Origin of the sequence: Cupriavidus campinensis, from assembly GCF_905397395.1 — a bacterium.
Classification (GTDB): domain Bacteria; phylum Pseudomonadota; class Gammaproteobacteria; order Burkholderiales; family Burkholderiaceae; genus Cupriavidus; species Cupriavidus campinensis.
Genome location: NZ_CAJPVH010000060.1, coordinates 1 through 21,193, shown reverse-complemented (window position 1 = coordinate 21,193; position 21,193 = coordinate 1). Strand labels below are relative to the sequence as shown.

20 protein-coding genes are annotated in these 21,193 nt (G+C 69.3%); 7 read left to right on the top strand and 13 right to left on the bottom strand.

All coding sequences use genetic code 11. The annotated features are described in order from the left end of the window. Positions 1–10 precede the first annotated feature (10 nt). Complete coding sequence (locus KHO18_RS23750; protein ID WP_211943997.1) at positions 11–910, bottom strand: MurR/RpiR family transcriptional regulator; 900 nt, start codon at positions 908–910, stop codon at positions 11–13. A gap of 182 nt (positions 911–1,092) precedes the next feature. On the opposite strand from KHO18_RS23750, the gene KHO18_RS23745 reads away from it, so the two are divergent. From KHO18_RS23745 to KHO18_RS23735, 3 genes are all read left to right on the top strand, one after another. Continuing rightward, positions 1,093–2,418, top strand: coding sequence for an aspartate aminotransferase family protein (locus KHO18_RS23745; protein ID WP_211943996.1), 1,326 nt, complete (start codon positions 1,093–1,095; stop codon positions 2,416–2,418). A gap of 14 nt (positions 2,419–2,432) precedes the next feature. Continuing rightward, the gene (locus KHO18_RS23740; protein ID WP_244845040.1) at positions 2,433–3,281 is read left to right on the top strand and encodes a beta-keto acid cleavage family enzyme; all 849 of its coding nucleotides are present in this window, start codon (positions 2,433–2,435) and stop codon (positions 3,279–3,281) included. Positions 3,282–3,414: 133 nt separating this feature from the next. Next, positions 3,415–4,608, top strand: coding sequence for a pyridoxal phosphate-dependent aminotransferase (locus KHO18_RS23735; protein ID WP_144203101.1), 1,194 nt, complete (start codon positions 3,415–3,417; stop codon positions 4,606–4,608). A 1-nt stretch (position 4,609) separates the two neighbouring features. Here the strand turns inward: KHO18_RS23735 and KHO18_RS23730 are convergent, their stop codons facing one another. The 5 genes from KHO18_RS23730 to KHO18_RS23710 are packed head-to-tail and all read right to left on the bottom strand — an operon-like array spanning position 4,610 to position 9,868. Beyond that, complete coding sequence (locus KHO18_RS23730; protein ID WP_211943995.1) at positions 4,610–6,034, bottom strand: efflux transporter outer membrane subunit; 1,425 nt, start codon at positions 6,032–6,034, stop codon at positions 4,610–4,612. 10 nt (positions 6,035–6,044) lie between these two features. After that, a complete protein-coding gene (locus KHO18_RS23725; RefSeq protein ID WP_211943994.1) occupies positions 6,045–7,187 on the bottom strand; it encodes an ABC transporter permease in 1,143 nt (380 codons plus the stop codon). Next, complete coding sequence (locus KHO18_RS23720; protein WP_211943993.1) at positions 7,184–8,161, bottom strand: ABC transporter ATP-binding protein; 978 nt, start codon at positions 8,159–8,161, stop codon at positions 7,184–7,186. Before KHO18_RS23720 ends, KHO18_RS23725 begins: the two co-directional genes overlap by 4 nt. Then, positions 8,158–9,141 (bottom strand): HlyD family secretion protein, encoded by a 984-nt coding sequence (locus KHO18_RS23715; RefSeq protein WP_144203111.1) that lies wholly within the window; start codon positions 9,139–9,141, stop codon positions 8,158–8,160. The genes KHO18_RS23720 and KHO18_RS23715 overlap by 4 nt, the downstream gene beginning before the upstream one ends. Positions 9,142–9,157: 16 nt before the next feature. Then, positions 9,158–9,868, bottom strand: coding sequence for a TetR/AcrR family transcriptional regulator (locus KHO18_RS23710; RefSeq protein ID WP_211943992.1), 711 nt, complete (start codon positions 9,866–9,868; stop codon positions 9,158–9,160). Between the two features lie 198 nt (positions 9,869–10,066). Here KHO18_RS23710 and KHO18_RS23705 point away from each other — a divergent pair, with 198 nt between their 5' ends. Continuing rightward, the gene (locus KHO18_RS23705) at positions 10,067–11,431 is read left to right on the top strand and encodes a carbohydrate porin (protein ID WP_144203116.1); all 1,365 of its coding nucleotides are present in this window, start codon (positions 10,067–10,069) and stop codon (positions 11,429–11,431) included. A gap of 37 nt (positions 11,432–11,468) precedes the next feature. On the opposite strand, the gene queF is transcribed toward KHO18_RS23705, so the two are convergent. Genes queF through KHO18_RS23690 form a run of 3 tightly spaced genes read right to left on the bottom strand, consistent with a single transcriptional unit; the run spans position 11,469 to position 14,111 of the window. Next, the gene (gene queF, locus KHO18_RS23700; RefSeq protein WP_144203119.1) at positions 11,469–12,302 is read right to left on the bottom strand and encodes an NADPH-dependent 7-cyano-7-deazaguanine reductase QueF; all 834 of its coding nucleotides are present in this window, start codon (positions 12,300–12,302) and stop codon (positions 11,469–11,471) included. Between the two features lie 10 nt (positions 12,303–12,312). Next, complete coding sequence (ilvA, locus tag KHO18_RS23695; RefSeq protein ID WP_144203122.1) at positions 12,313–13,893, bottom strand: threonine ammonia-lyase, biosynthetic; 1,581 nt, start codon at positions 13,891–13,893, stop codon at positions 12,313–12,315. Further along, positions 13,890–14,111, bottom strand: coding sequence for a hypothetical protein (locus KHO18_RS23690; protein WP_144203125.1), 222 nt, complete (start codon positions 14,109–14,111; stop codon positions 13,890–13,892). The genes ilvA and KHO18_RS23690 overlap by 4 nt, the downstream gene beginning before the upstream one ends. A gap of 42 nt (positions 14,112–14,153) precedes the next feature. Between KHO18_RS23690 and otsB the strand changes: the two genes are divergently transcribed. The 3 genes from otsB to KHO18_RS23675 all read left to right on the top strand — a co-directional run bounded on the left by otsB (position 14,154) and on the right by KHO18_RS23675 (position 18,278). After that, positions 14,154–14,966, top strand: a complete 813-nt coding sequence (gene otsB, locus KHO18_RS23685) for a trehalose-phosphatase (RefSeq protein ID WP_144203127.1) — start codon at positions 14,154–14,156, stop codon at positions 14,964–14,966. Positions 14,967–15,094: 128 nt separating this feature from the next. Next, complete coding sequence (locus tag KHO18_RS23680) at positions 15,095–16,852, top strand: glycoside hydrolase family 15 protein (RefSeq protein WP_211944002.1); 1,758 nt, start codon at positions 15,095–15,097, stop codon at positions 16,850–16,852. A 31-nt stretch (positions 16,853–16,883) separates the two neighbouring features. Further along, positions 16,884–18,278: an alpha,alpha-trehalose-phosphate synthase (UDP-forming) gene (locus KHO18_RS23675; RefSeq protein WP_092291779.1), complete on the top strand. Its 1,395-nt coding sequence runs from the start codon at positions 16,884–16,886 to the stop codon at positions 18,276–18,278. Between the two features lie 31 nt (positions 18,279–18,309). Here KHO18_RS23675 and KHO18_RS23670 read toward each other — a convergent pair whose 3' ends face one another. The 4 genes from KHO18_RS23670 to KHO18_RS23655 all read right to left on the bottom strand — a co-directional run. Next, positions 18,310–18,927, bottom strand: a complete 618-nt coding sequence (locus KHO18_RS23670; RefSeq protein WP_144203130.1) for a nucleotidyltransferase family protein — start codon at positions 18,925–18,927, stop codon at positions 18,310–18,312. Beyond that, positions 18,924–19,979 carry an XdhC family protein gene (locus KHO18_RS23665; RefSeq protein ID WP_144203132.1) on the bottom strand — a complete coding sequence of 352 codons (1,056 nt, stop codon included), beginning with the start codon at positions 19,977–19,979 and terminating at the stop codon, positions 18,924–18,926. Before KHO18_RS23665 ends, KHO18_RS23670 begins: the two co-directional genes overlap by 4 nt. After that, on the bottom strand, positions 19,952–20,515 hold the full coding sequence (locus tag KHO18_RS23660; protein ID WP_211943991.1) for a CoxG family protein: 564 nt from the start codon (positions 20,513–20,515) through the stop codon (positions 19,952–19,954). Before KHO18_RS23660 ends, KHO18_RS23665 begins: the two co-directional genes overlap by 28 nt. Beyond that, positions 20,475–21,193: vWA domain-containing protein (locus tag KHO18_RS23655; RefSeq protein ID WP_211943990.1), on the bottom strand; the 719-nt coding region annotated here is incomplete at its 5' end. The genes KHO18_RS23660 and KHO18_RS23655, both read right to left, overlap by 41 nt.

Here is a 21,193-nt window from a genome sequence, read left to right as displayed (position 1 = left end):
GACGGCAGGGCTAGCCGCGCTGGGCCGGCAGGTAGGCGCCGGTGCGGTGGAGCTGGCCCTCGGTCTGCTCCAGCGCGCGGATCGCGCCCTTGCCCTTGCGGGCCAGCAGCTGCTCCACCAGCGCCTCGACCATCGCCACGCCGGCCGTGATCGACGGGAAGAAAGACGGGCTGTCGATGGCGAACAGCAGCGTGCAGTCCGCCTCCAGCGCGATGGGCGCCACCGTGCTGTCCGTCAGCGCCACGACCTTGCAGCCGGCCTCCCGTGCGGCCGAGGCCACGCGCAGGCTCTCCTGCGAGTACGGCGCGAACGCGGTGACCAGCACCACGTCCTTGGCGGTCAGCGCGCGCAGTTCCATCTCCAGCGTGCCGGCATCGCCGCGCACCAGGTGCACCGAACTGCGGAACAGCCGGTAGATATAGTGGAACGTGAACGCGATCGGGAAGCACGAGCGGAAGCCGGCCACGTAGACGTTGGGCGCCGCCGCGAGCAGGTCGGCGGCCTGCGGCAGCGTTTCGGCGTTGTTGGCCAGCAGCGCGTCCAGGTTGTGATGCTGGACTTCGATCATCTCGGCCAGCATCTGGTTCGAGCCGGATTCCTTCACCACCTTGCGCGCCCGCTTGGCGTAGGGCTGCGCGCCCTGGTCGCGCATCGCCTCCATGAACAGCTCGCGCAGGCCCTGCCAGCCTTCGAACCCGAGCGACTGCGACAGCCGCACAAGTGTCGCGGGCTGCACTCCGGCATTGGCGGCCACCTTGCGCATCGAATGCAGCGCGATGTCATGCGGATGGTCGAGCAGGTAGCGCGCGCCGCTCTGGAACTGCGCGCTCAGCGTCGGGAAATCGGCGCGGAGCTGGGTCAGCAGGGCATCGAGCGAAGAGGGCGAGGCAGGGGTGGTGTCAGGGGACATGGGCGAGGGCGGAGCGCGGAATGCAACGATTGTTGCACAGGTCGGCGCCCCGTCCTCACGTCGATTAACGGATCGAACGTTTCTTTTGCGTCGATCAATGAAACACATGTTGCAAAGAGGGCGCGCTTGTTCCTATACTCGCACCTGACTTCGGCGCCCCGCACAGGACAGCTTCTCCCATCATGACGCACGTATTCCATCGCAATCCCAAGCAAACCATGCCCGTGGCCGTTGGCGGCCAGGGGGTCGAGCTGATCGACAGCACCGGCAAGCGCTACCTGGATGCCTCGGGCGGCGCGGCGGTGTCCTGCCTTGGCCACGGCCACCCGCGCGTGGTGGCGGCCATCAAGGCGCAGGTCGATACGCTCGCCTACGCCCATACCTCGTTCTTCACCACCGAGGTCTCCGAGACGCTGGCCCGCACGCTGGCCGAGGCCGCGCCCGGTGACCTGGACCACGTCTACTTCGTCTCGGGCGGCTCGGAGGCCGTGGAAGCCGCGCTGAAGCTCGCGCGCCAGTATTTCGTCGAGACCGGCCAGCCGCAGCGCCGCCACTTCATCGCGCGCCGCCAGAGCTACCACGGCAACACGCTCGGCGCGCTGGCGATTGGCGGCAACGCGTGGCGGCGCGAGCCGTTCCTGCCGCTGCTGGTGCCCGCGCACCATGTGTCGCCGTGCTATGCGTACCGCGACCAGGCCGCCGGCGAGACGGACGCCCAGTACGCGCAACGGCTGGCGGACGAACTCGAAGCCAAGATCCTTGAACTGGGGCCGGAGAGCGTGGCCGCCTTCGTCGCCGAAACCGTGGTCGGCGCCACGGCTGGCGCGGTGCCGCCGGTGGGCGACTACCTGAAGCGCATTCGCGCCGTGTGCGACAAGTACGGCGTGCTGCTGATCCTCGACGAGGTGATGTCGGGCATGGGCCGCACCGGCCATCTCTTTGCCTGCGCGGAAGACGGCGTGGTGCCGGACATCGTCACCATCGCCAAGGGCCTCGGCGCCGGCTACCAGCCGATTGGCGCGATGATGTCCACGCGCCGGATCTACGAGGCCATCGTCGGCGGCAGCGGCTTCTTCCAGCACGGCCACACCTATATCGGCCATGCCACGGCCTGCGCGGCGGCGCTCGCCGTGCAGCAGACCATCGCCGCAGACAATCTGCTCGATAACGTGCTGGCGCGTGGCGAGCAGTTGCGCGCGCGGCTGCGCGAGGCGCTGGGCGACCATCCGAACCTGGGCGATGTGCGCGGGCGCGGGCTGTTCGTCGGCGTGGAGTTCGTGGCCGACCGCGCCACCCAGGCCACGCTCGACCCGGCCCGCAAGACCCACGCGCTGCTCAAGCGCACGTGCATGGAGCACGGCGTGCTGGTCTATCCGATGGGCGGCACCGTCGATGGCGTGCACGGCGATCATGTGCTGTTTGCGCCGCCTTTCATCTGCACGGCGGCGGACATCGACAATATCGTGGACCGTTTCGCACAGGCCGTGCGCGTGGTCCTGCCCGCTTGAGATTGAGATACCCCATGACTGAAGACACCCTGCGTCGTCCCTTCGCGCTGGCCGTGGCGCCCAACGGCGCCCGCAAGACCCACGCGGATCACGCGCGGCTGCCGATGACCCCGGACGAACTGGCCCAATGCGCCCGTGAATGCGTGGACGCCGGCGCCGCCATGATCCACCTGCACGTGCGCCGCGCCGATGGCACGCACAGCCTGGAGGTGGCCGACTACGCGCCAGCCATCGCGGCGGTGCGGCAGGCCGTGGGCGACGCGCTGGTCCTGCAACTGACCACCGAGGCCGTGGGCATCTACCAGCCGGCCCAGCAGATCGCCACTGTCCGGGCGCTGCGTCCCGAGGCGGCGTCCGTGGCCGTGCGCGAACTGGTGCCGGACCCCGCCGCGCTGCCCGCTGCCGCCGAGTTCTTCGGCTGGATGCACCGCGAGCATGTGGTGGCGCAATACATCCTCTACGATGCCGCCGACGTGCACCGCTACGCCGCGCTGCGCGAAAGCGGGGCGATCCCGGCCGGGCGCCACTGGGTGCTGTTCGTGCTGGGCCGCTATTCGGCGGGACAGAAGTCCGCGCCGGCGGACCTGCTGCCGTTCCTTGCCGCCTGGCGCGAGACCGGGCTGGAAGGCACCGGCGTGGAATGGGCCGTCTGCGCGTTTGGCAGGCAGGAAGCCGACTGTGCCGCCGCTGCCGTGATGCTCGGCGGCCACGCGCGCATCGGCTTCGAGAACAACATGGCCCTGCCGGACGGCGCCACGGCGCCGGACAACGCCGCGCTGCTGCGCGCCGTGGCGGCGCCGCTGGGCGGGCTGGGCTACGCGGCGATGACGGCGGCGCAACTGCGCGAGCGGTTCGACGCCTGACGGCTGCCTCCCCTCTCCCGCCCCTCTCCCGCCCGCTCTCCCGCCCGCTCTCCCGCCCGCGGGAAGGGGGGAGCGCACATCGGCCGTTTCCGCTACGCTGGCGGCTTCATCGTCCCTCACCCCCGGAGCACCGATGTCCCAGCCGCCTGTTTCCCCTGCCACCGCGCCGCTGGCGCGAGACACCGTGCGCAGCCTGCGCGCGTCGCGCATCCGCGAGGTGGCCAACGCGGGCATCGGCCTGCCCGATGTACTGCCGTTCTGGTTCGGCGAGTCGGACCAGGTCACGCCGGCATTCATCCGGGATGCCGCCAGCCAGGCGCTGGCGTCCGGCGCCACGTTCTACACCCACAACCTCGGCATTCCGCCGCTGCGCGCCGCGCTGGCCGGCTACGTGAGCCGCCTGCACGGCGACACGCCGGTCGGCAACGTGGCCGTGACCAGCGCCGGCGTCAACGCGCTGATGCTGGCCGCCCAGCTCGTCACCGGCCCCGGCGACCGCGTGGTGGCCGTGACGCCGCTCTGGCCCAACCTCGTCGAGATCCCGCGCATCCTCGGCGCCACGGTGGAGACGGTGACGCTGGACTACGGCCCCCACGGCTGGGCGCTCGACGTGGACAAGCTGCTCGCCGCGCTGACGCCGGGCACGCGCGCGGTGATGATCAATTCGCCGAACAATCCTACCGGCTGGGTCATGCCGCGCGCCGCCCAGCAGGCCGTGTTCGACCACTGCCAGCGGCACGGCATCTGGATCATCGCCGACGAAGTCTACGAGCGGCTCTACTACGGCCCGGAAGGGAGCATCGCGCCGTCCTTCCTCGACATCGCCCCGCGTGACGCCCGCGTGATCGCCGTCAATTCGTTCTCCAAGGCGTGGCTGATGACCGGCTGGCGGCTCGGCTGGATGGTGCTGCCGGCGGCGCTGATGGACGACCTCGGCAAGCTGGTGGAATACAACACCTCCTGCGCGCCGTCGTTCGTGCAGGAGGCCGGCGTGGCGGCGGTGACTGAAGGCGAGGCCTTCACGCAGGATCTGGTGCTGCGCCTGCGCGGCGCGCGCGATCATCTGGTGGGCGCGCTGTCGGCCCTGCCGGGCGTGGACGCCCACGCGCCCGAAGGCGCGATGTACGTGTTCTTCAAGCTGGCCGGCGCCACAGACAGCCTCGCGCTGTGCAAGCAACTGGTGCGCGAAGCCCACCTCGGCCTGGCCCCGGGTAGCGCCTTCGGCGACGAGGGCGAAGGCTTCGTGCGCTGGTGCTATGCGTGCGACGTGGAACGGCTGGATGAGGGCGTGCGGCGGCTGTCCGCCTTCCTCAAGACAGGCGCCTGACTTACTCCCATCCCCCGCCCAGCGCCTGCATCAGTGCCGCCGAGTCCGCCAGCCGGGTAGCGGTGGCCTGAGAGAGGTCGAGGGCGGCCTGGCGGGACTGGCGTTCGGCGTCCAGCAGGGTGAACTGGCTGACGCCGCCGAGCCGGTACTGCTCGGTCACGATGGCCAGTGTGCCGCGCGTCTGGCGGGCGTTGTCCTCGCGGGCCTGGAGGGTGGCGGCGTCGGCGTCGAGCGCGCGCAGCGTATCGGCCACGTTCTGCAAGCCTTGCAGCACCGCCTGCTGGTAGGCGCCGAGCGACTGCTCGTAGGCCGCCTCCTTGGCCCGCTTGCGGGCGCGCAGCTCGCCACCATGGAACACGGGCTGGACCACGCCGGCCGCCAGGCTCCACACATTCATGCTGCTGAACAGGTCGCGCGCGCGCATCTCCTGCGTGCCGCCGCTGGCCGTCAGCGTGATCTGCGGATAGAGGTTGGCCGTGGCCACGCCGATATCGGCCGATGCCTGATGCAGCAGCGCCTCCGCGGCGCGGATGTCGGGGCGGCGGCGGGCCAGTTCGGCGGGCAGGCTGACGGGCAGGGCCTCGGGCAGGGTCAGGTCTTCGAGGCCGAATTCCGGTAGCTGCGCGCTGGCCGGGGTCTGGCCGATGTAGACGGCCAACTGGTGGCGCGTGACATCGATCTGCTGGGAGAGGCCCGGAATCAGCGCCTGCGTCTGCGCCAGTTCGGCCTGCTGGCGCTGCACGTCCACGCGCGCCACGCCGCCCAGCTTGAGGCGCTCGGTCATGATGCCGAGCTGGCGGCGCTGCGCCTCGGCCATCGCCACGGTATCGGCCAGCTGGGCGCGCAGCCCGGCTTCGCGGATGGCCGCCGTCACCACATTGGCGGCCAGCGAGAGCCGCGCGGCCTCAAGTTCGTAGCGCTGGTAATCGACAGCCGCCTGCAAGCCTTCCAGTTCGCGCCGCTGCCCGCCGAAGAGGTCCAGCGCGTAGGAGACCTGCACGGTGGCGTTGTAGAGCGTGAACGGGCCGGGGCTGGGGAACTGGGTGATGCCGACCGAGGTCAGGTCCACCTGCTGGCGCGTGGCGTTGAGCGAGGCATCGACGGTGGGAAACCGCGTGGCGCCGGTGCGCGCGTTGAGGTTCTCCTGGGCCTCCCGCAGCCGGGCGCTGGCCTGCGTGAGCGTGGGGCTGGCTGCCAGCGCGGCGCGCACGGTGGCGTCCAGCTTGTCGCTGCCGAACAGGGTCCACCATTGCTGGGGCGGGTCGCCGGGCACGAAGGACTGCGACTTGCCCAGCGCCGGCACGGTCGCCACCGGCTGCGGCCCCGGGGTGTAGCGCGCGTCGGGCACGGCAGCGGGGGACTGGAAATCGGGGCCGACCGCGCAGCCGGCCAGCGAGAGCAACAGGGCAAGCGAGACGAGCCGCATGGCATCCCCCTCAGTCGAGCGTGCGCTTGTAGAAGCGCACCGCGATGGTCATGACGACGGCCGTGAACAGCGCCATCGGCCAGACGTTCGGCCATAACTCCACCCAGCCGCTGCCCTTGAGCAGGATGCTGCGGATCACCCGGTTGAAGTAGGTCATCGGCAGCACGTTGCCAATCCACTGCGCCCACGTGGGCATGCCGGCGAACGGGAACATGAAGCCGGACAGCAGGATGTTGGGCAGGAAGTAGAAGAACGTGAGCTGCACCGCCTGCAGCTGGTTCTTGGCCAGCGAGGACAGCGTGATGCCCACCGTCAGGTTGGCCGCGATGAACAGCAGCGCCGCCAGGTACACGCCCACTACGGAGCCGAGGAAGGGCACCTGGAACACGTAGCGCGCCGCCAGCAGGATGATGGTGGACTGGATCAGGCCGATGAAGATGTACGGCACGATCTTGCCGGAGATGACCTCCAGCGGCTGCACCGGCGTGGCGAGCAGGTTCTCCATCGTGCCGCGCTCGCGTTCGCGGGTCATCGCCAGGCCGGTCATCATCACCATCGTCATGGTCAGGATCACGCCCATCAGGCCGGGGACGATGTTGTACTGGGTGATGCCCTCGGGGTTGTAGAGGCGCTGCACGTTGACGTCGAAGGCGGGTTTGCCGCCGGCCAGCGGGGCCAGCGCGCCCTTGAGGTCGATGCGCGCCACGCTGACCGGCAGCTGCGCCAGCGCGCCGATGGCGGGGCCGGTGGCCGAGGGGTCTGTGGCGTCGGCCTCGACCAGGATCACCGGGCGCTCGCCGCGCAGCAGCTTGCGCGAGAAATCGGTGGGGATGCTGACCACGAACTGCACGTCGCCGCGCAGCAGGGCCTCGCGCCCGGCGGCCTCGTCCGGCAGGGTACGCACCACGCGGAAATAGGTGGTGTTCTCCAGCGCGTGGACGAAGGTGCGCGAGAAATCACTATGCTCGGCGACGATCACGGCGGTCGGCATATGGCGCGGGTCGCTGTTGATGGCGAAGCCGAACAGCAGCAGCTGCATGATCGGCAGGCCGACGATCATGCCGAAGGTGATGCGGTCGCGCCGCAGCTGGAGGAACTCCTTCAGCACGATGCTCCACCAGCGCTGGACGGAGAAGCGGGCGTTGGCGCTCACGATTGCCCCTGCGCGGACTTGCCCGGCTGCACCGCCATGTTGTCCTGCGCGCCGCTCATCATGTGGATGAACACGTCCTCGAGGCTGGTTTCGGTGGGCTGGATGCGGTGATGCGCGCCGGCAAGGCGCTTCAGCGTCTGTTCCAGCTGGCCGGCATCCTTGCCGGTGACGTGCAGCGCCGTGCCAAAGGCCACGGTTTGCTCCACGCCGGGCTGGCCCTGCAGCTGGATGGAGAGCGCGGCGAGGTCGTCGCCCTCCACGCTCCACGTGGCCAGGTGCTGGCCGGCCACCACCTCCGCCGCCGTGCCCTGCGCCAGCAGCCGGCCATAGGCGATATAGGCGAGCTTGTGGCAGCGCTCGGCCTCATCCATATAGTGCGTGCTGACCAGCACCGAGATGCCGTGCGCGGCCAGCTGGTGAAGCTGCTCCCAGAAGTCGCGCCGGGCCTTGGGATCGACCCCGGCGGTGGGTTCGTCGAGCAGCAGCAGCTTGGGCTCGTGCAGCAGGCACGCCGCCAGCGCCAGCCGCTGCTTCCATCCGCCGGACAGCGAGCCGGCCAGCTGCGCGGCGCGCGATTGCAGGCCGAGGTCTTCCAGCGCGCGGTCCACGGCCTCGCGGCGGTTGGGCATGGCGTAGACGCGGGCCACGAACTCGAGGTTCTCGCGGATCGACAGGTCTTCCCAGTAGGAAAAGCGCTGTGTCATATAGCCGACGTTGCGCTTGATCTCGGCGGCCTGCTTCAGGATGTCGAAGCCCAGGCAGGTGCCCGAGCCCGAGTCCGGCGTCAGCAGCCCGCACATCATGCGGATGGAGGTGGTCTTGCCGCTGCCGTTGGGGCCGAGGAAGCCGAAGATCTCGCCGCGCGCCACCTGCATGGTCAGGTCGTTGACCACGTGCTTGTCGCCGAAGCGCTTGTTCAGCCCCTTGACGTCGATCGCCAGCGCGCCGTTGGCGCGATCCACGGCGTCGTTCATGACTGCGCCACCTCCACGGGCTGGCCGGGGCGCAGCTTGGGGGCGTCCTCGGGCGTGGGGCGGGCCTCGATCAGGAAGACCAGTTTGCGGCGCGTCTCGTTGCTGTAGATGACGGGCGGCGTGAACTCGGCCTCGTTCGACACATAGGTGATCCTGGCCGCGACCGGCGCCGCGCAGCCGTCGCAGCGGATCTGCACCGACTGGCCGTTCTTCAGCGCGCCGACCGCTGCCTCGGGCACGTAGAAGCGCACCTTGACGTTGGCGGGCGGCAGCATGCGCACCACGGGGCTGCCGGCGGGCACCCATTCGCCGGGGCGGTAGGGCACGTCGTAGACCAGCCCGGCGGCGGTGGCGTTGACCGACTTGCGCGAGAGCTTCCATTCCGCCTGCGCCAGCGCGGCGCGCGCGGCTTCCACCTGGGCCTGCTGGGCGGTGAGCTGGTCCTTGCGGCCGGGCAGGCGGGCGACGTCGATATCCCGTTGCAGCTCGCGCACGCGCGCCGCGTCGGCATCGGCCGTGGCGCGGGTCTCGTCCAGCTGCGCGCGGGAGATGCCGCCGATCTCGAACTGCGCCTCGTCGCGCTTGCGCTGGGCCGCACTGCGCGTGGCCTGGGCACGCGCCTGCGCGAGCTGGGCCTGGTTCACGGCCACTTCCACGGGCCGCTTGCCGATCTGGATGTCGGCCAGTTGCGCCTCGGCCACGCGCACCTGCTCGGCGGCCTGCTGGCGCGCGGCGCGTTCGTCGTCGGATTCGAGCACGAACAGCGGCGCGCCGTCGGCCACCTGCTGGCCGCGATCGACGGTCAGCTTTTCCAGCCGCCCCGCGAAGGGCGACGCCACGGCGACGAATTCGCCCTCGACATAGCCTTGCCAGGTGACGGGCTTGTCGTTGCTGCAGGCGGCCAGCGCGGCGCAGGCGGCGAGCAGGAGGAGGCACCGCAGGAGGCACTGCAGGAGGCACTGCGGAAGGCGGGAGGGCATGCGCGGCTCCATGGCGTTAGGTCGACGAAGGGGATGCGGGCGCGGACAGCCCGTGGGCCAGCAGGGCGGTCACGTGGCGCACCAGCGTGTCGGTGTCGATGGCTTCCGCGCCGGGCAGGCGCTGCCAGATATGGCTGGTGGCCAGCGGCAGCAGCGTCAGGCCGATCAGCGAAACCATGACCAGCGCGGGCTCCAGGCCCGGATTGAGCTGGCCGCGCGCCTGCGCCGCCATCAACGGGCCGGTGATCAGCGTGGCGCGCTGCGTGGCCACGCGCTGCACCAGCCGTTCGCGCAACTGGCCCTCGACGCCGACGATCTCGCGGATCCACAGCCCCGGGAACCACGGCGTGGCCGACGCCACCCGGATCAGCCGGCCCGCGAGGCCCTGGATCAGCGTGCTCACATCAGGCGGCGGGCCATCGCTGGGGGGCGGGGCGCCGCTGAAGACCTGATCGACCAGCGGCAGCAGCCGTTCCTCGAACACCGCTTCCAGCAACTGCTCGCGCTCGCGGAAGTAGTAATGGACCAGCGCCGGGGTCACGCCGGCCTCGGCGGCAATCGCCTTGGTCGATGTGGCGCCTACGCCATGCCGGGCGAACAGGGTTACGGCGGCGTCGATCAGGCGGTCGCGCTGGCCGGCATCGGCGCGGGCGGCGGCGGGACGGCCCGGGCGCCGGGCGTCCGGGCTGGTCATAGCTTTGGGTGGGTGGGGCGGCTTGGTTGGCATCGGGCGCAGCGGTTCGTATCGGCTGAATATTAATTTTCGAATTAATTAATTCAAGGCACGTTACAAAGTCGGCGCGGGGCACCGTGCTTTTATTGTTGCGATGCAACAACCGCGGTAGACACGTCAGGAGCGCTTGGCTATGCTTCGCGCCAGTCTCGGATGGCCGCTGTGGCGCATCCGTCCCAGCCGAATTTCCCGATGCCGCGTTTCCGACTGATGGCCTGCGCCGGCCTGGCCTGGGCGACGCTGGCCGCCGCGCCCGGCGCGTTCGCCCAGGACGCCGTTGCCCAGCCTGCCCCCGCCCCTGCCGCCGAGCCCGACACCGAAAGCCCGTTCGCCATCCACGGGCAGACCACCTATATCTGGCAGCGCAAGCCGTCCTTCGGCGCCGCGTATTCGGGCGAGAACAGCCTGACCACCGAGCGTGCCAAGAGCTACTCGTTCACGGGCACGCTCGACCTTGGCCTGCGGCTCTGGCAGGGCGCCGAGTTCCACTTCAACCCGGAAGTGGCGCAGGGCGTGCCGTTCTCGGACCTGCACGGCCTGGGCGGGCTGTCTAACGGGGAGTTGGCCAAGACGGCCAGCACCAGCCCGAAGTTCTATCGCGCGCGCGCCTTCATCCGCCAGACCTGGGGCCTGGGCGGCGGGGACGAGAAACTCGAATCGGATTTCAACCAGTTCGCCCGCACCGTGGACAAGCGTCGCGTGGTGCTGACCGCCGGCAACTTCGGCGTGATCGACGTGTTCGACCAGAACCCGTACGGCTCGGACCCGCGCACGCAGTTCATGAACTGGTCGTTCATGACGCACGGCTCGTTCGACTACCCGGCCGATTCGCGCGGCTATAACTGGGGTGCGGCGCTGGAGTACATCGGCGATGGCTGGTCGGCGCGCTTCGGCCACTTCCTGCTGCCGCTGGAGTCGAACGGGCGCGAGCTGGACACGCGGCTGTTCCAGCACTACGGCGATGTCCTCGAACTGGAAAAGCGCTACGCGCTGGCCGGGCGTCCGGGCCAGGCGCGGCTGCTGCTGTGGCGGAACAAGGCCAACATGGCGTCGTTCAACGACGCCATCGCCTACGGGCAGGCCAATGGCGTGACGCCGGACCTTGCCGCCGTGCGGCGCGAGCACAGCAAGCTCGGCATCGGCGTGGCGATGGTGCAGGAGGTGACCGACGCGCTGGGGGTGTTCTTCCGCGCCAATATGTCGGACGACAAGACCGAAACCTACGCCTTCACCGAGATCGGCCGGCAGGTGGCCGGCGGCGGCACGCTGAAGGGCACGGCATGGGGGCGGCCCAACGACGAGGTGGGCGTGGCGGTGGCGGCGAACATGCTCGGCTCATCGCACCGGAACTTCCTGGCGGCCGGTGGCCTCGGCGCGTTCCTGGGCGATGGCGCGCTGCGCTACGGCCCGGAGCAAGTGTTCGAGATTTATTACAGTTTCGCGGTCTGGAAGACCCTGAGCCTGAGCCCGGACTTCCAGTACATCCGCAATCCCGGCTACAACCGGGACCGCGGCCCCGCCAAGTTCTACGGCATCCGCGCGCACGCGGAGTTTTGAGGGCGCTTGCCCCTTACTGCCTTACTGCCTTGCTGCCTTACTGGCGCGCGTTGCGCCGGTTGTCCGGCCAAGGCGTGTTGAAGTTGGTGCGGAACGGGTTGATGTCCAGCCCGCCGCGCCGCGTGTAGCGCGCGTAGACGGCCAGCTTCACCGGTTTGCACATGCGCAGCACGTCCGTGAAGATCCGCTCCACGCACTGCTCGTGGAACTCGTTGTGGTTGCGGAACGAGATCAGGTACTTGAGCAGCCCTTCCTGGTCGATCGGCGCCCCCACGTAGCGGATCTGCACGCTGCCCCAGTCCGGCTGGCCGGTGACCAGGCAGTTCGACTTGAGCAGGTGCGAGATGAGGGATTCCTCCACCGGCGTCTCGTCCTGATCCGCCGACAACAGGGTCGGGTCCGGCTCGTAGATGTTGGTCTCGATGTCCAGGCGGTCCAGCAGCAACCCGTCCAGCTCACCCATCTTCTGCGTGCCGAGGTCCGCCTCGGTGACCAGCCGCACCTGCACCGTACCGCCGGTGGCCTCGGAGAGGTCGTGGTGCAGCAGTTGCTGGAGCGCCTCGGCCGAGGCGATCCTGCTCTGGTTGAACGAGTTCAGGTACAGCTTGAACGACTTCGACTCGACGATATTCGGCGTATCGGCCGGAATGATGAAGGTCGCCAGCGCCACCTGCGGCTTGCCCTTCAGGTTCAGCCAGGACACCTCGTAGGCATTCCAGATATCCACGCCGAAGAACGGCAGCGCGCGCCCTTCGGCCAGGCCGATCTCGGTGCGCTTGGGCTGCCGAGGAATCGGGAACAGCAGCGTCGGATCGTATTCCGTCTTGTAGGCCGAGGGCTTGCCCAGCGGCGAGTGTTCGGGGAGCGTCATGATCGCGATCTCAGGACAGGAACAGCTTGTAGACCGGGTTGTCGGTCTCGTCCCAGTGTACGTAACCGAGCGTGGAAAGGAAGTCGCGGAAGGCGCGCTTCTCGTTCTTCGGCACCTGGATGCCCACCAGGATGTTGGAGGCGTCGGCGCCCTGGTTCCGGTAGTGGAACAGGCTGATATTCCAGTTCGGGCTCATGCTCGACAGGAACTTCATCAGCGCGCCCGGCCGCTCCGGGAACTCGAAGCGGAACAGCAGTTCGTCGTGCGCCAGCGGCGAGCGGCCGCCCACCATGTAGCGGATGTGCTGCTTGGCCAGCTCGTTGTTGGAGAGGTCGAGCGTGTCGAAGCCGTGGCGGCGGAAGTTGGCGGCGATCTTGTCGCTCTCGGCGCGGCTGGCGATCTGCACACCCACGAAGATGTGCGCCACGCCCTGGTCGGCGATGCGGTAGTTGAACTCGGTCACGCTGCGCGTGCCCACCTGCTCGCAGAAGCGCTTGAAGCTGCCGCGCTCCTCGGGAATCGTCACGGCGAACACGGCCTCGCGGGCCTCGCCCACCTCGGCGCGCTCTGCCACGAAGCGCAGGCGGTCGAAGTTCATGTTGGCGCCGCAGGCAATCGCCACGAGCTGCTCGCCCTTGAGCTTCTCGCGCTCGGCGTAGCGCTTCAGGCCGGCCACGGCCAGCGCGCCGGACGGCTCGAGGATGCTGCGGGTGTCCTGGAACACGTCCTTCAGGCCGGCGCAGATCTCGTCGGTGTCCACCAGGATGATCTCGTCCACCAGTTCGCGCGTGATGCGGAAGGTTTCCTTGCCCACCAGCTTCACGGCGGTGCCGTCCGCGAACAGCCCCACGTCCTTCAGTTCGATGCGCTTGCCGGCTTCCACCGAGCGCTTCATCGCGTCCGAGTCGAAGGTCTGCACGCCAATCACCTTGATTTCCGGCCGCACGGCCTTGACGTAGGCCGCCACGCCGGAGATCAGCCCGCCGCCGCCAATCGCCACGAAGATGGCGTGGATCGGGCCCGGGTGCTGGCGCAGGATCTCCATGGCGATGGTGCCCTGGCCGGCGATGACTTCCGGGTCGTCGAACGGGTGGATGAAGGTCAGCTTGTGCTTCTGCTCCAGTTCCGCCGCGTGCTGGTAGGCGTCGCTGTAGGACTCGCCGTGCAGCACGATCTTGACCCAGTCGCCGCCGCGTTCGCGCACCGCATCGATCTTCACCTGGGGGGTGGTCGTCGGCATCGCAATAATCGCCTTGCACTGGAGCCGCGCCGCCGACAGCGCCACGCCCTGCGCGTGGTTGCCGGCGGAAGCGGCGATCACGCCACGCTTCAGCTCGTCAGGCGTCAGCGACGCCATCTTGTTGTACGCGCCGCGCAGCTTGAACGAGAACACCGGCTGGGTGTCCTCGCGCTTGAACCAGACCGCGTTGCCGGTGCGGGCCGACAGCGCGTGCGCGTAGGTCAGCTCGGTTTCCTGCGCCACGTCGTACACCTTGGCGGTGAGGATCTTGCGCAGGTAGTCGGGCGTGGCGGCGCGGGAGGCCTTGGTGGCGGGGGCTGGCTTGGCGGTCTTTGCGGTTTTGGCGGTCATGATGGGCAGGGCGGGGCGCGATAGTCGGGCGGCAAGGCGCGGGCAAAAAAAGCCGGAAAATTCGGCGGAAACCGCCAATGATAATGGATGGCGCCCATCCGGGCGGCGCTGGCGTGATGCGGGCGGAACGTGCCTGGCAGCGCCGCGCCGGCGCGCGGCGTGTCGGCGTGGGTGCCGAAAGCGCCACAGCCGGGCCGGGCCGCGATGTAGGACAGCATCCGGTGGACGCTCGTCAAACACACGTGTTACGGTTTAACGCGATGCCCCCGCTACCCCTAATCGAACCCCATATCGCGCTGTTCCTGGACTTCGACGGCACGCTGGCCGACCTCGCGCCGCGCCCCGACCTGGTGCAGGTAGAGCCCCAACTGGTTGGCACGCTGCGTGCGTTGCATACCTGCCTGGACGGCGCGCTGGCCATCGTCTCGGGCCGGCCTGTGGCCGAGCTCGACCACTTCCTGCAACCCTTGCGTTTGCCCGCTGCCGGGATTCACGGCGCGGAGTTCCGCACTGGCGGCGAACGGATCATCACGCCCCCGGCGCCCGGCATCGGCGCCTTGCTGCCGCGCCTGGAGGCGCTGGTGGCCCGGCACCCCGGCCTGCAACTCGAACGGAAATCGGTCGCCGTGGCCATCCACTATCGCCAGGTGCCGGAACTGGAGCCGCTGGTGCGTGCCGCCGTGGCCGACGTGCTGCGCGACGCGGCCGGCCTGGAAGCGCTGCCCGGCAAGATGGTCGTCGAGATCAAGCCGGCTGGCGTGGACAAGGGCGATGCCATCGCAGCCTTCATGCGCACGCCGCCGTTCGCGGGCCGCATGCCGCTGTTTGCCGGCGACGACGTGACCGACGAGGCCGGTTTCGTCGTGGTGCGCGAGCTGGGCGGCGTGGGCCTGCTGGTGGGCCAGCGCGCCACCGCCGCCACGGCGATGCTGGCCAGCCCCGACGCACTGCGCGGCTGGCTGCACGAATCGGCCCACGCACTGACGCACTGGATGGCCACCCGGGACGCCGCCCCGGATGCGACACCCAGGGACCCCACCATCACACCGACCTTAAGGGAGGATTTGTTGTGAACCAGCCTGCCACTGATCACACAGATTCCGCCGATGCCGCCAACGCCGCGCAGCGGCCCGAGGCGCCGGCAGTCAACACCGACTCGGACACCTCGTGCCGCTATGCCGACCCGTCGCTCTCGCTCGGCATGATCGGCAATTGCGGCTTCTCGGCGCTGGTCGATGGCCGGGGCCGCATCGTCTGGTGCTGCATGCCGCGCTTCGACGGCGACCCGGTCTTCAACGCGCTGCTGGACCCGAGCGAGAACGCCGGCCACTGGGCCATCGAGATCGAGGACTTCGTCGAGGCCACGCAGTGGTATGAGCCGAACACGGCCATCCTGCGCACGCACCTGATCGACAAGCACGACAACTGCCTGGAAATCACCGATTTCTGCCCGCGCTTCTTCCGCCTTGGGCGCTACTTCCGGCCGCTGACACTGGTACGCCGCATCCGCCCGGTGCGCGGCGCGCCGCGCGTGCGTGTGACCGTGGCGCCGCGCTTCAACTGGGGCCGCAACAAGCCGCAGATGACGCGCGGCAGCAGCCATGCGCGCTTTATCGGCGAGGACATGACGCTGCGCATGACCACGGACGCGCCACTGGCCTACGTGCTCTCGAACACGCCGTTCCTGGTCACGCGCGGCTACAACTTCATCCTCGGCCCGGACGAGACGCTGGCGCAGGGCGTGGAGGAAACCGCGCGGGACTTCGAGCAGGAAACCACCTCGTACTGGCGGCTCTGGACGCGCCGCCTGGCCGTGCCGCGCGAGTGGCAGGACGCGGTGATCCGCGCCGCCATCACGCTCAAGCTGTCGCTGTACGAGGAAACCGGCGCCATCGTCGCCGCCATGACCACCAGCATGCCGGAGGCGCCCGGCAGCGGCCGCAACTGGGACTACCGCTTCTGCTGGCTGCGCGACGCCTTCTTCGTGGTGCGCGCACTGAACAGCCTGTCCGAAGTCGGCACGATGGAGGACTACCTGCGCTGGCTCTCCAACGTGGTGATGCAGTCGCAGGACGGCCATATCCAGCCGCTGTACGGCATCGGGCTGGAGCGCGAACTGCCGGAGAGCATTCTCGATCACCTGCCGGGCTATCGCGGCATGGGGCCGGTGCGCGTGGGCAACCAGGCGCAGGAGCATTTCCAGCACGATGTCTACGGCAACGTGGTGCTCGGCGCCGCGCAGGCTTTCCACGACCATCGCCTGCTGCACCGGGGCGGACCGGCCGAGTATGCGCGGCTGGAGGAAGTCGGCGAGCAGGCCGTGCGCGTGTTCGGCACGCCGGACGCCGGCATGTGGGAGCTGCGCACCCGGGCGCGCGTGCACACCTCGTCGGCGCTGATGAGCTGGGCCGCCTGCGACCGGCTGGCCAAGATCGGCGACACGCTCGGGCAGCCGGCGCGCGCCGCCTACTGGCACGACCACGCCAGCCGCATGAAAAAGCAGATCCTGGAGGAGTCCTGGAGCGAGTCGCGCCAGGCCTTCGCGGAGAGCTTCGGCGGGAAGGAGCTCGACGCCAGCGTGCTGCTGATGGCCGAAGTCAACTTCATCGACCCGAAGGACCCGCGCTTCGTCGCCACGGTCAAGGCGCTGGAGGCCTCGCTGTGCGACGGCCCGTACATGCGCCGCTACGAGGCGCCCGACGACTTCGGCAAGCCCGAGACCGCGTTCAACATCTGCACGTTCTGGCGCATCGACGCGCTGGCCCGCATCGGCCGCCGCGACGAGGCGCGCGAGATCTTCGAGGCCATGCTGGCCTCGCGCAACCCGCTCGGGCTGCTTTCGGAAGACACACACCCGGTCACCGGAGAGATGTGGGGCAATTTCCCCCAGACCTACTCGATGGTCGGCCTGATCAACGGCGCCATGCGGCTTTCCGCCCCGTGGGATTCGGTGATTTGACGATAGGATTGGCAACAACAAGAAGCGATCTATGGGAAGACTTGTAGCGGTATCGAACCGGGTTGCCGACCCGCGCAACCACGCGGCGGGCGGCCTGGCCGTGGCGCTCTCTGAGGCGCTGAGCAAGACCGGCGGCCTGTGGTTCGGCTGGAGCGGCCGCGCGGTGGAACCCAGCCACGGCGGCACGCCGGGCGAGGGCGAGCTGCACATCTCGCAGGCCGGCAACGTGACGCTGGCCACGGTGGACCTGAGCCGCGAAGACTACGACGCCTACTACCTGGGCTACAGCAACGGCGTGCTCTGGCCGGTGTTCCACTACCGGCTGGACCTGGCCGACTTCGACGCGGGCGGCAACCTGAACGCCTACCGGCGCGTGAACCAGCTGTTCGCGCGCAAGCTGGCGCCGCTGCTCAAGCCGGACGACGTGATCTGGATCCACGACTACCACCTGATCCCGCTCGCGGCGGAGCTGCGCGCCATCGGATGCAGCCAGCGCATCGGCTTCTTCCTCCACATTCCGTTGCCGCCGCCGCTGATCCTCGCCGCCATCCCCCAGCACGAGTGGCTGATGCGGGCGCTGTTCGCCTACGACCTGCTGGGCTTCCAGAGCCAGGCCGATCTCGACCACTTCTCACGCTACGTGCAGGGCGAGGCCAGCGCCGAGCCGATGGGCGAGTATCGCTTCCGCGCCTTCCACCGCACGGTGCGCGCGCAGGCGTTCCCGATCGGCATCGACGTGGACGAGTTCATCGACCTGGGCCGCGGCGACGAGGCGCGCGAGACCTACGAGATGATGCGCCACCAGTACGCGCGGCGCCGGCTGCTGCTCGGCATCGACCGGCTCGACTATTCGAAGGGACTGCCGCAGCGGCTCAAGGCGTTCCAGGTCTTGCTGGCGGAGTACCCGGAGAACCGCTCCAGCGCCACGCTGATCCAGATCGCGGCGCCCTCGCGCGAATCGGTCGATGCCTATGCCGACCTGCGGCGCGACATGGAAGGCATCACCGGGGCCATCAACAGTGAGTATGGCGAGCTGGACTGGATGCCGGTGCGCTACATCCACCGCTCCACCTCGCGGCGCCGGCTGCCGGGGCTGTGCCGTGCCAGCAGCGTGGCCCTGGTTACGCCGCTGCGCGACGGGATGAACCTCGTGGCGAAGGAATACATCGCCGCGCAGGACCCCGAAGACCCGGGCGTGCTGGTGCTGTCCCGCTTTGCGGGCGCGGCGGAGCAGCTCAAGGAAGCGCTGCTGGTGAACCCGTACGACACGCGCGCCACGGCGCAGGCGGTGCAGCAGGCGCTGCACATGCCGCTGGCCGAGCGCCGGGCGCGGCATGAAAAGCTGCTCGAGCGCATCCGCCAGCAGGACGTGCACTGGTGGAGCCGGGAATACCTGCGCACGCTGATGGAGACCGAGGGCGGCTAAGACCGTTCAGACGATGAGGCCGCCGTGCGGGCTACTTGCCGCGCGGCGCCAGATCGCCCGGGGTGTCGATGTCCCGGAACGGGCCGTCATCCTCGGTCAGGATGCGGGTGACCGGCTGGTCGGTCAGCAAGGCGCGTGCGCCTTCGTCGCCGTCGAGCTTCAGCAGGGCATCGCGCCAGGCGGCGCCAAAGCCGACCGGGTGGCCGCGCTTGCCGTCGCGCCATGGCGCGGCGATGGTTTCCGGCGTGGTGATGGTCAGCGCCACGGCGCGTACCAGTTCCATCGGCAGCCACGGCATGTCCGCCAGCGCCACCACCCAGCCGCGTGCCTCGGCAGTCGCTGCCACCCCGGCGCGCAGCGCCACGCCCATGCCAGCCTCGGCATCGGGCGCTTCCACCACGCGGCAGCCGCCGCGCCGCAGTTCCTCGGCCAGTGCCGCGTTGCCGGGCCGCACCACCGCAATCGAATTCGGCAGCGCCGCCGCCAGCGTGCGCGCGCTGCGCCACGCCACGGTGCGGCCGTCGGGCAGTACCTCCAGCAGCTTGTTGCGTGTACCGGTGGCATCGAAACGCTTGCCGAAACCGGCGGCGAGCAGGATGCCAACCGGCAGGTCGGTCGGCGTCAGCGGGGCGCGTGCGGGCTTCTTCATGACTGTGTGGCCGTGGCCGTTGCCGTGGCGGGCAGCACGGGGCATTCCGCCTCGCCCGCGGCGATCTCGCGCGCGGCCTTGGCGCCTTCCACCTGGAGGATGTCCGGCAGCGAGACGTGGTTCTTGGCGGCGATGACCTCGGCCAGGATCGAGATGGCGATCTCGGGCGGCGTGCGGCTGCCGATGTAGATGCCCACCGGGCCGTGCAGGCGGGCGAGTTCGAGGTCGGTCAGGTCGAATTCCTTGAGGCGCTCCCTGCGTGCCTGGTTGTTGCGGCGCGAGCCGAGCGCACCCACGTAGAAGGCTGGCGTGCGCAGGGCCTCCATCAGCGCCAGGTCGTCGAGCTTGGGGTCGTGCGTGAGCGCGATCACCGCGCTGCGCTCGTCGAGCTTCATGTCCATGACGGTGTCGTCGGGCATGGTGCGTACCATCGTCACGCCGGGGATGTCCCACGTCTCGGTGTATTCCTCGCGCGGGTCGCAGACCGTGACGTGGAAGCCCAGCCCCACGGCGATCTGGCACAGGTATTTCGACAGCTGCCCGGCGCCGATCACCAGCATGCGGTAGCGCGGGCCGTGGATGGTCAGCAGCTTGTCACCGTCGAACGCCAGGCCGTCGGTGGCCTGCGCCGGCCCGAGCGTGGCGGCGCCGGTGGCCATGTCGAGCGTGCGCGCGACCAGCCGGCCGCTCTCCACGGCATCGAGCAGTTCGGCGATACCGCTGGCAGCCTTGAGCGGCTCCGCCACCAGTTCGATGGTGCCGCCGCAGGGCAGGCCGAAGCGGTGCGCTTCCTCGGCGCTGATGCCGTACTTGATTGCCTCCGGGCGGCTGGCGTGGATCCCCTCGCGCCGCACGCGGTCGATGATGTCGTCCTCGATGCACCCGCCCGAGACCGAACCGACCACAAGGCCGTCATCGCGCACGGCCAGCATCGCGCCTTCGGGGCGGGGCGACGAGCCCCAGGTTCTCACCACCGTCACCAGCAATACCCCGTGGCGCGCCTGTTGCCACCGCACGCTGCTCTTCAGGACTTCGAGATCCACGCTGTCCATGATCGTTTCCGCTTCTCGCTACCTTGTTGCTCATCGCCGCCATCCGCTCGCGCGGCGTCGGCTTCCTCGTTGACTGCCTGGCCTTCGGCTTCCTTGCCGCCACTCACCGTCTCGGTGAAGCGCGTGAAGAAGGCCTCGGCCAGCTTGCGCGCGGCGCCATCCACCAGCCGCGAGCCGATCTGCGCGATCTTGCCACCTACCTGCGCGTGCACCACATAGGTCAGGTCGGTCTCGTCGCCTTGATCCACCAGTGAAACACGGGCGGTGCCCTTGCCGAAGCCGGCCGCGCCACCTTGCCCGTCGAACTGGATCGTATAGCTTTCCGGCGCCTGGATGTCACTCAGCACCATGCGCCCCTTGAAGCGCGCCTTGACCGGCCCCACCGCGGCGGTCATCGCCAGCAGGTAGGCGTTTTCGCCATCGGGCTCGATGCTCTCACATCCCGGAATACATTGCTTGAGGACGTCCGTGTCGTTCAGGGCTCCCCATGCCACGTCACGGGGCACGGGCAGGCGCTGGGTCTGGGTCATCTCCATGGGGGCTTCCTTTGGGGGTTGCGATGAAGGGCCGGCGCGCGTCGTCCGCCAGCAGGGATTCGAGCGCGAACAGGCTGTCGAGGTTGTGTGCGGGGCGCAGCGCGTCCACGTGCGGCAGGATGGCCTGCATGCCGCGCGCCTGCGGCGAGAAGCCGGCGTAGCGCAGCAGCGGGTTCAACCAGATGATGCGGTGCGCAAAACGGCGCAGGCGCGCCATCTCGGCGTCGAGCAGGTCGATGTGTTCCAGGTCGATGCCGTCGCTGACCAGCAGCACCGTGGCGCGGCCGGACAGCGTGCGGCGCGCCCACTGGCGGTTGAACTGCGCCAGCGCCGCGCCGATGCGCGTGCCGCCGGCCCAGTCGCGCACCTGGCCGGTGATGAGTGCGACGGCCTCGTCGGGATCGCGCTCGCGCAGCGCCCGCGTGACGTTGGTCAGCCGGGTGCCGAACAGGAACACGTGCATGCGCTCGCGCGACTGCATCAGCGCGTGGCAGAAGTAGAGCACCGCGCGCGAGTACTGGCTCATCGAGCCCGAGATGTCGAGCAGCAGCACCACGGGCGGCTTGCGCTCGGCATGCTTGCGGTATTTCCAGCGCAGCCATTCGCCATGCTGGCGCACGGCCAGCCGCGCGCTGGCGCGCAGGTCGGCGTGGGTGCCGCAGGCGGCCGCGCGCAGCC

Bases quoted from the DNA above. Each gene is read 5' to 3' on its own strand.
- KHO18_RS23750 (WP_211943997.1), bottom strand. From the start codon at position 910: ATGTCCCCTGACACCACCCCTGCCTCGCCCTCTTCGCTCGATGCCCTG.
- KHO18_RS23745 (WP_211943996.1), top strand. From the start codon at position 1,093: ATGACGCACGTATTCCATCGCAATCCCAAGCAAACCATGCCCGTGGCC.
- KHO18_RS23740 (WP_244845040.1), top strand. From the start codon at position 2,433: ATGACTGAAGACACCCTGCGTCGTCCCTTCGCGCTGGCCGTGGCGCCC.
- KHO18_RS23735 (WP_144203101.1), top strand. From the start codon at position 3,415: ATGTCCCAGCCGCCTGTTTCCCCTGCCACCGCGCCGCTGGCGCGAGAC.
- KHO18_RS23730 (WP_211943995.1), bottom strand. From the start codon at position 6,034: ATGCGGCTCGTCTCGCTTGCCCTGTTGCTCTCGCTGGCCGGCTGCGCG.
- KHO18_RS23720 (WP_211943993.1), bottom strand. From the start codon at position 8,161: ATGAACGACGCCGTGGATCGCGCCAACGGCGCGCTGGCGATCGACGTC.
- KHO18_RS23715 (WP_144203111.1), bottom strand. From the start codon at position 9,141: ATGCCCTCCCGCCTTCCGCAGTGCCTCCTGCAGTGCCTCCTGCGGTGC.
- KHO18_RS23710 (WP_211943992.1), bottom strand. From the start codon at position 9,868: ATGCCAACCAAGCCGCCCCACCCACCCAAAGCTATGACCAGCCCGGAC.
- KHO18_RS23705 (WP_144203116.1), top strand. From the start codon at position 10,067: ATGCCGCGTTTCCGACTGATGGCCTGCGCCGGCCTGGCCTGGGCGACG.
- queF (WP_144203119.1), bottom strand. From the start codon at position 12,302: ATGACGCTCCCCGAACACTCGCCGCTGGGCAAGCCCTCGGCCTACAAG.
- ilvA (WP_144203122.1), bottom strand. From the start codon at position 13,893: ATGACCGCCAAAACCGCAAAGACCGCCAAGCCAGCCCCCGCCACCAAG.
- KHO18_RS23690 (WP_144203125.1), bottom strand. From the start codon at position 14,111: ATGCTGTCCTACATCGCGGCCCGGCCCGGCTGTGGCGCTTTCGGCACC.
- otsB (WP_144203127.1), top strand. From the start codon at position 14,154: ATGCCCCCGCTACCCCTAATCGAACCCCATATCGCGCTGTTCCTGGAC.
- KHO18_RS23680 (WP_211944002.1), top strand. From the start codon at position 15,095: ATGATCGGCAATTGCGGCTTCTCGGCGCTGGTCGATGGCCGGGGCCGC.
- KHO18_RS23675 (WP_092291779.1), top strand. From the start codon at position 16,884: ATGGGAAGACTTGTAGCGGTATCGAACCGGGTTGCCGACCCGCGCAAC.
- KHO18_RS23670 (WP_144203130.1), bottom strand. From the start codon at position 18,927: ATGAAGAAGCCCGCACGCGCCCCGCTGACGCCGACCGACCTGCCGGTT.
- KHO18_RS23665 (WP_144203132.1), bottom strand. From the start codon at position 19,979: ATGGACAGCGTGGATCTCGAAGTCCTGAAGAGCAGCGTGCGGTGGCAA.
- KHO18_RS23660 (WP_211943991.1), bottom strand. From the start codon at position 20,515: ATGGAGATGACCCAGACCCAGCGCCTGCCCGTGCCCCGTGACGTGGCA.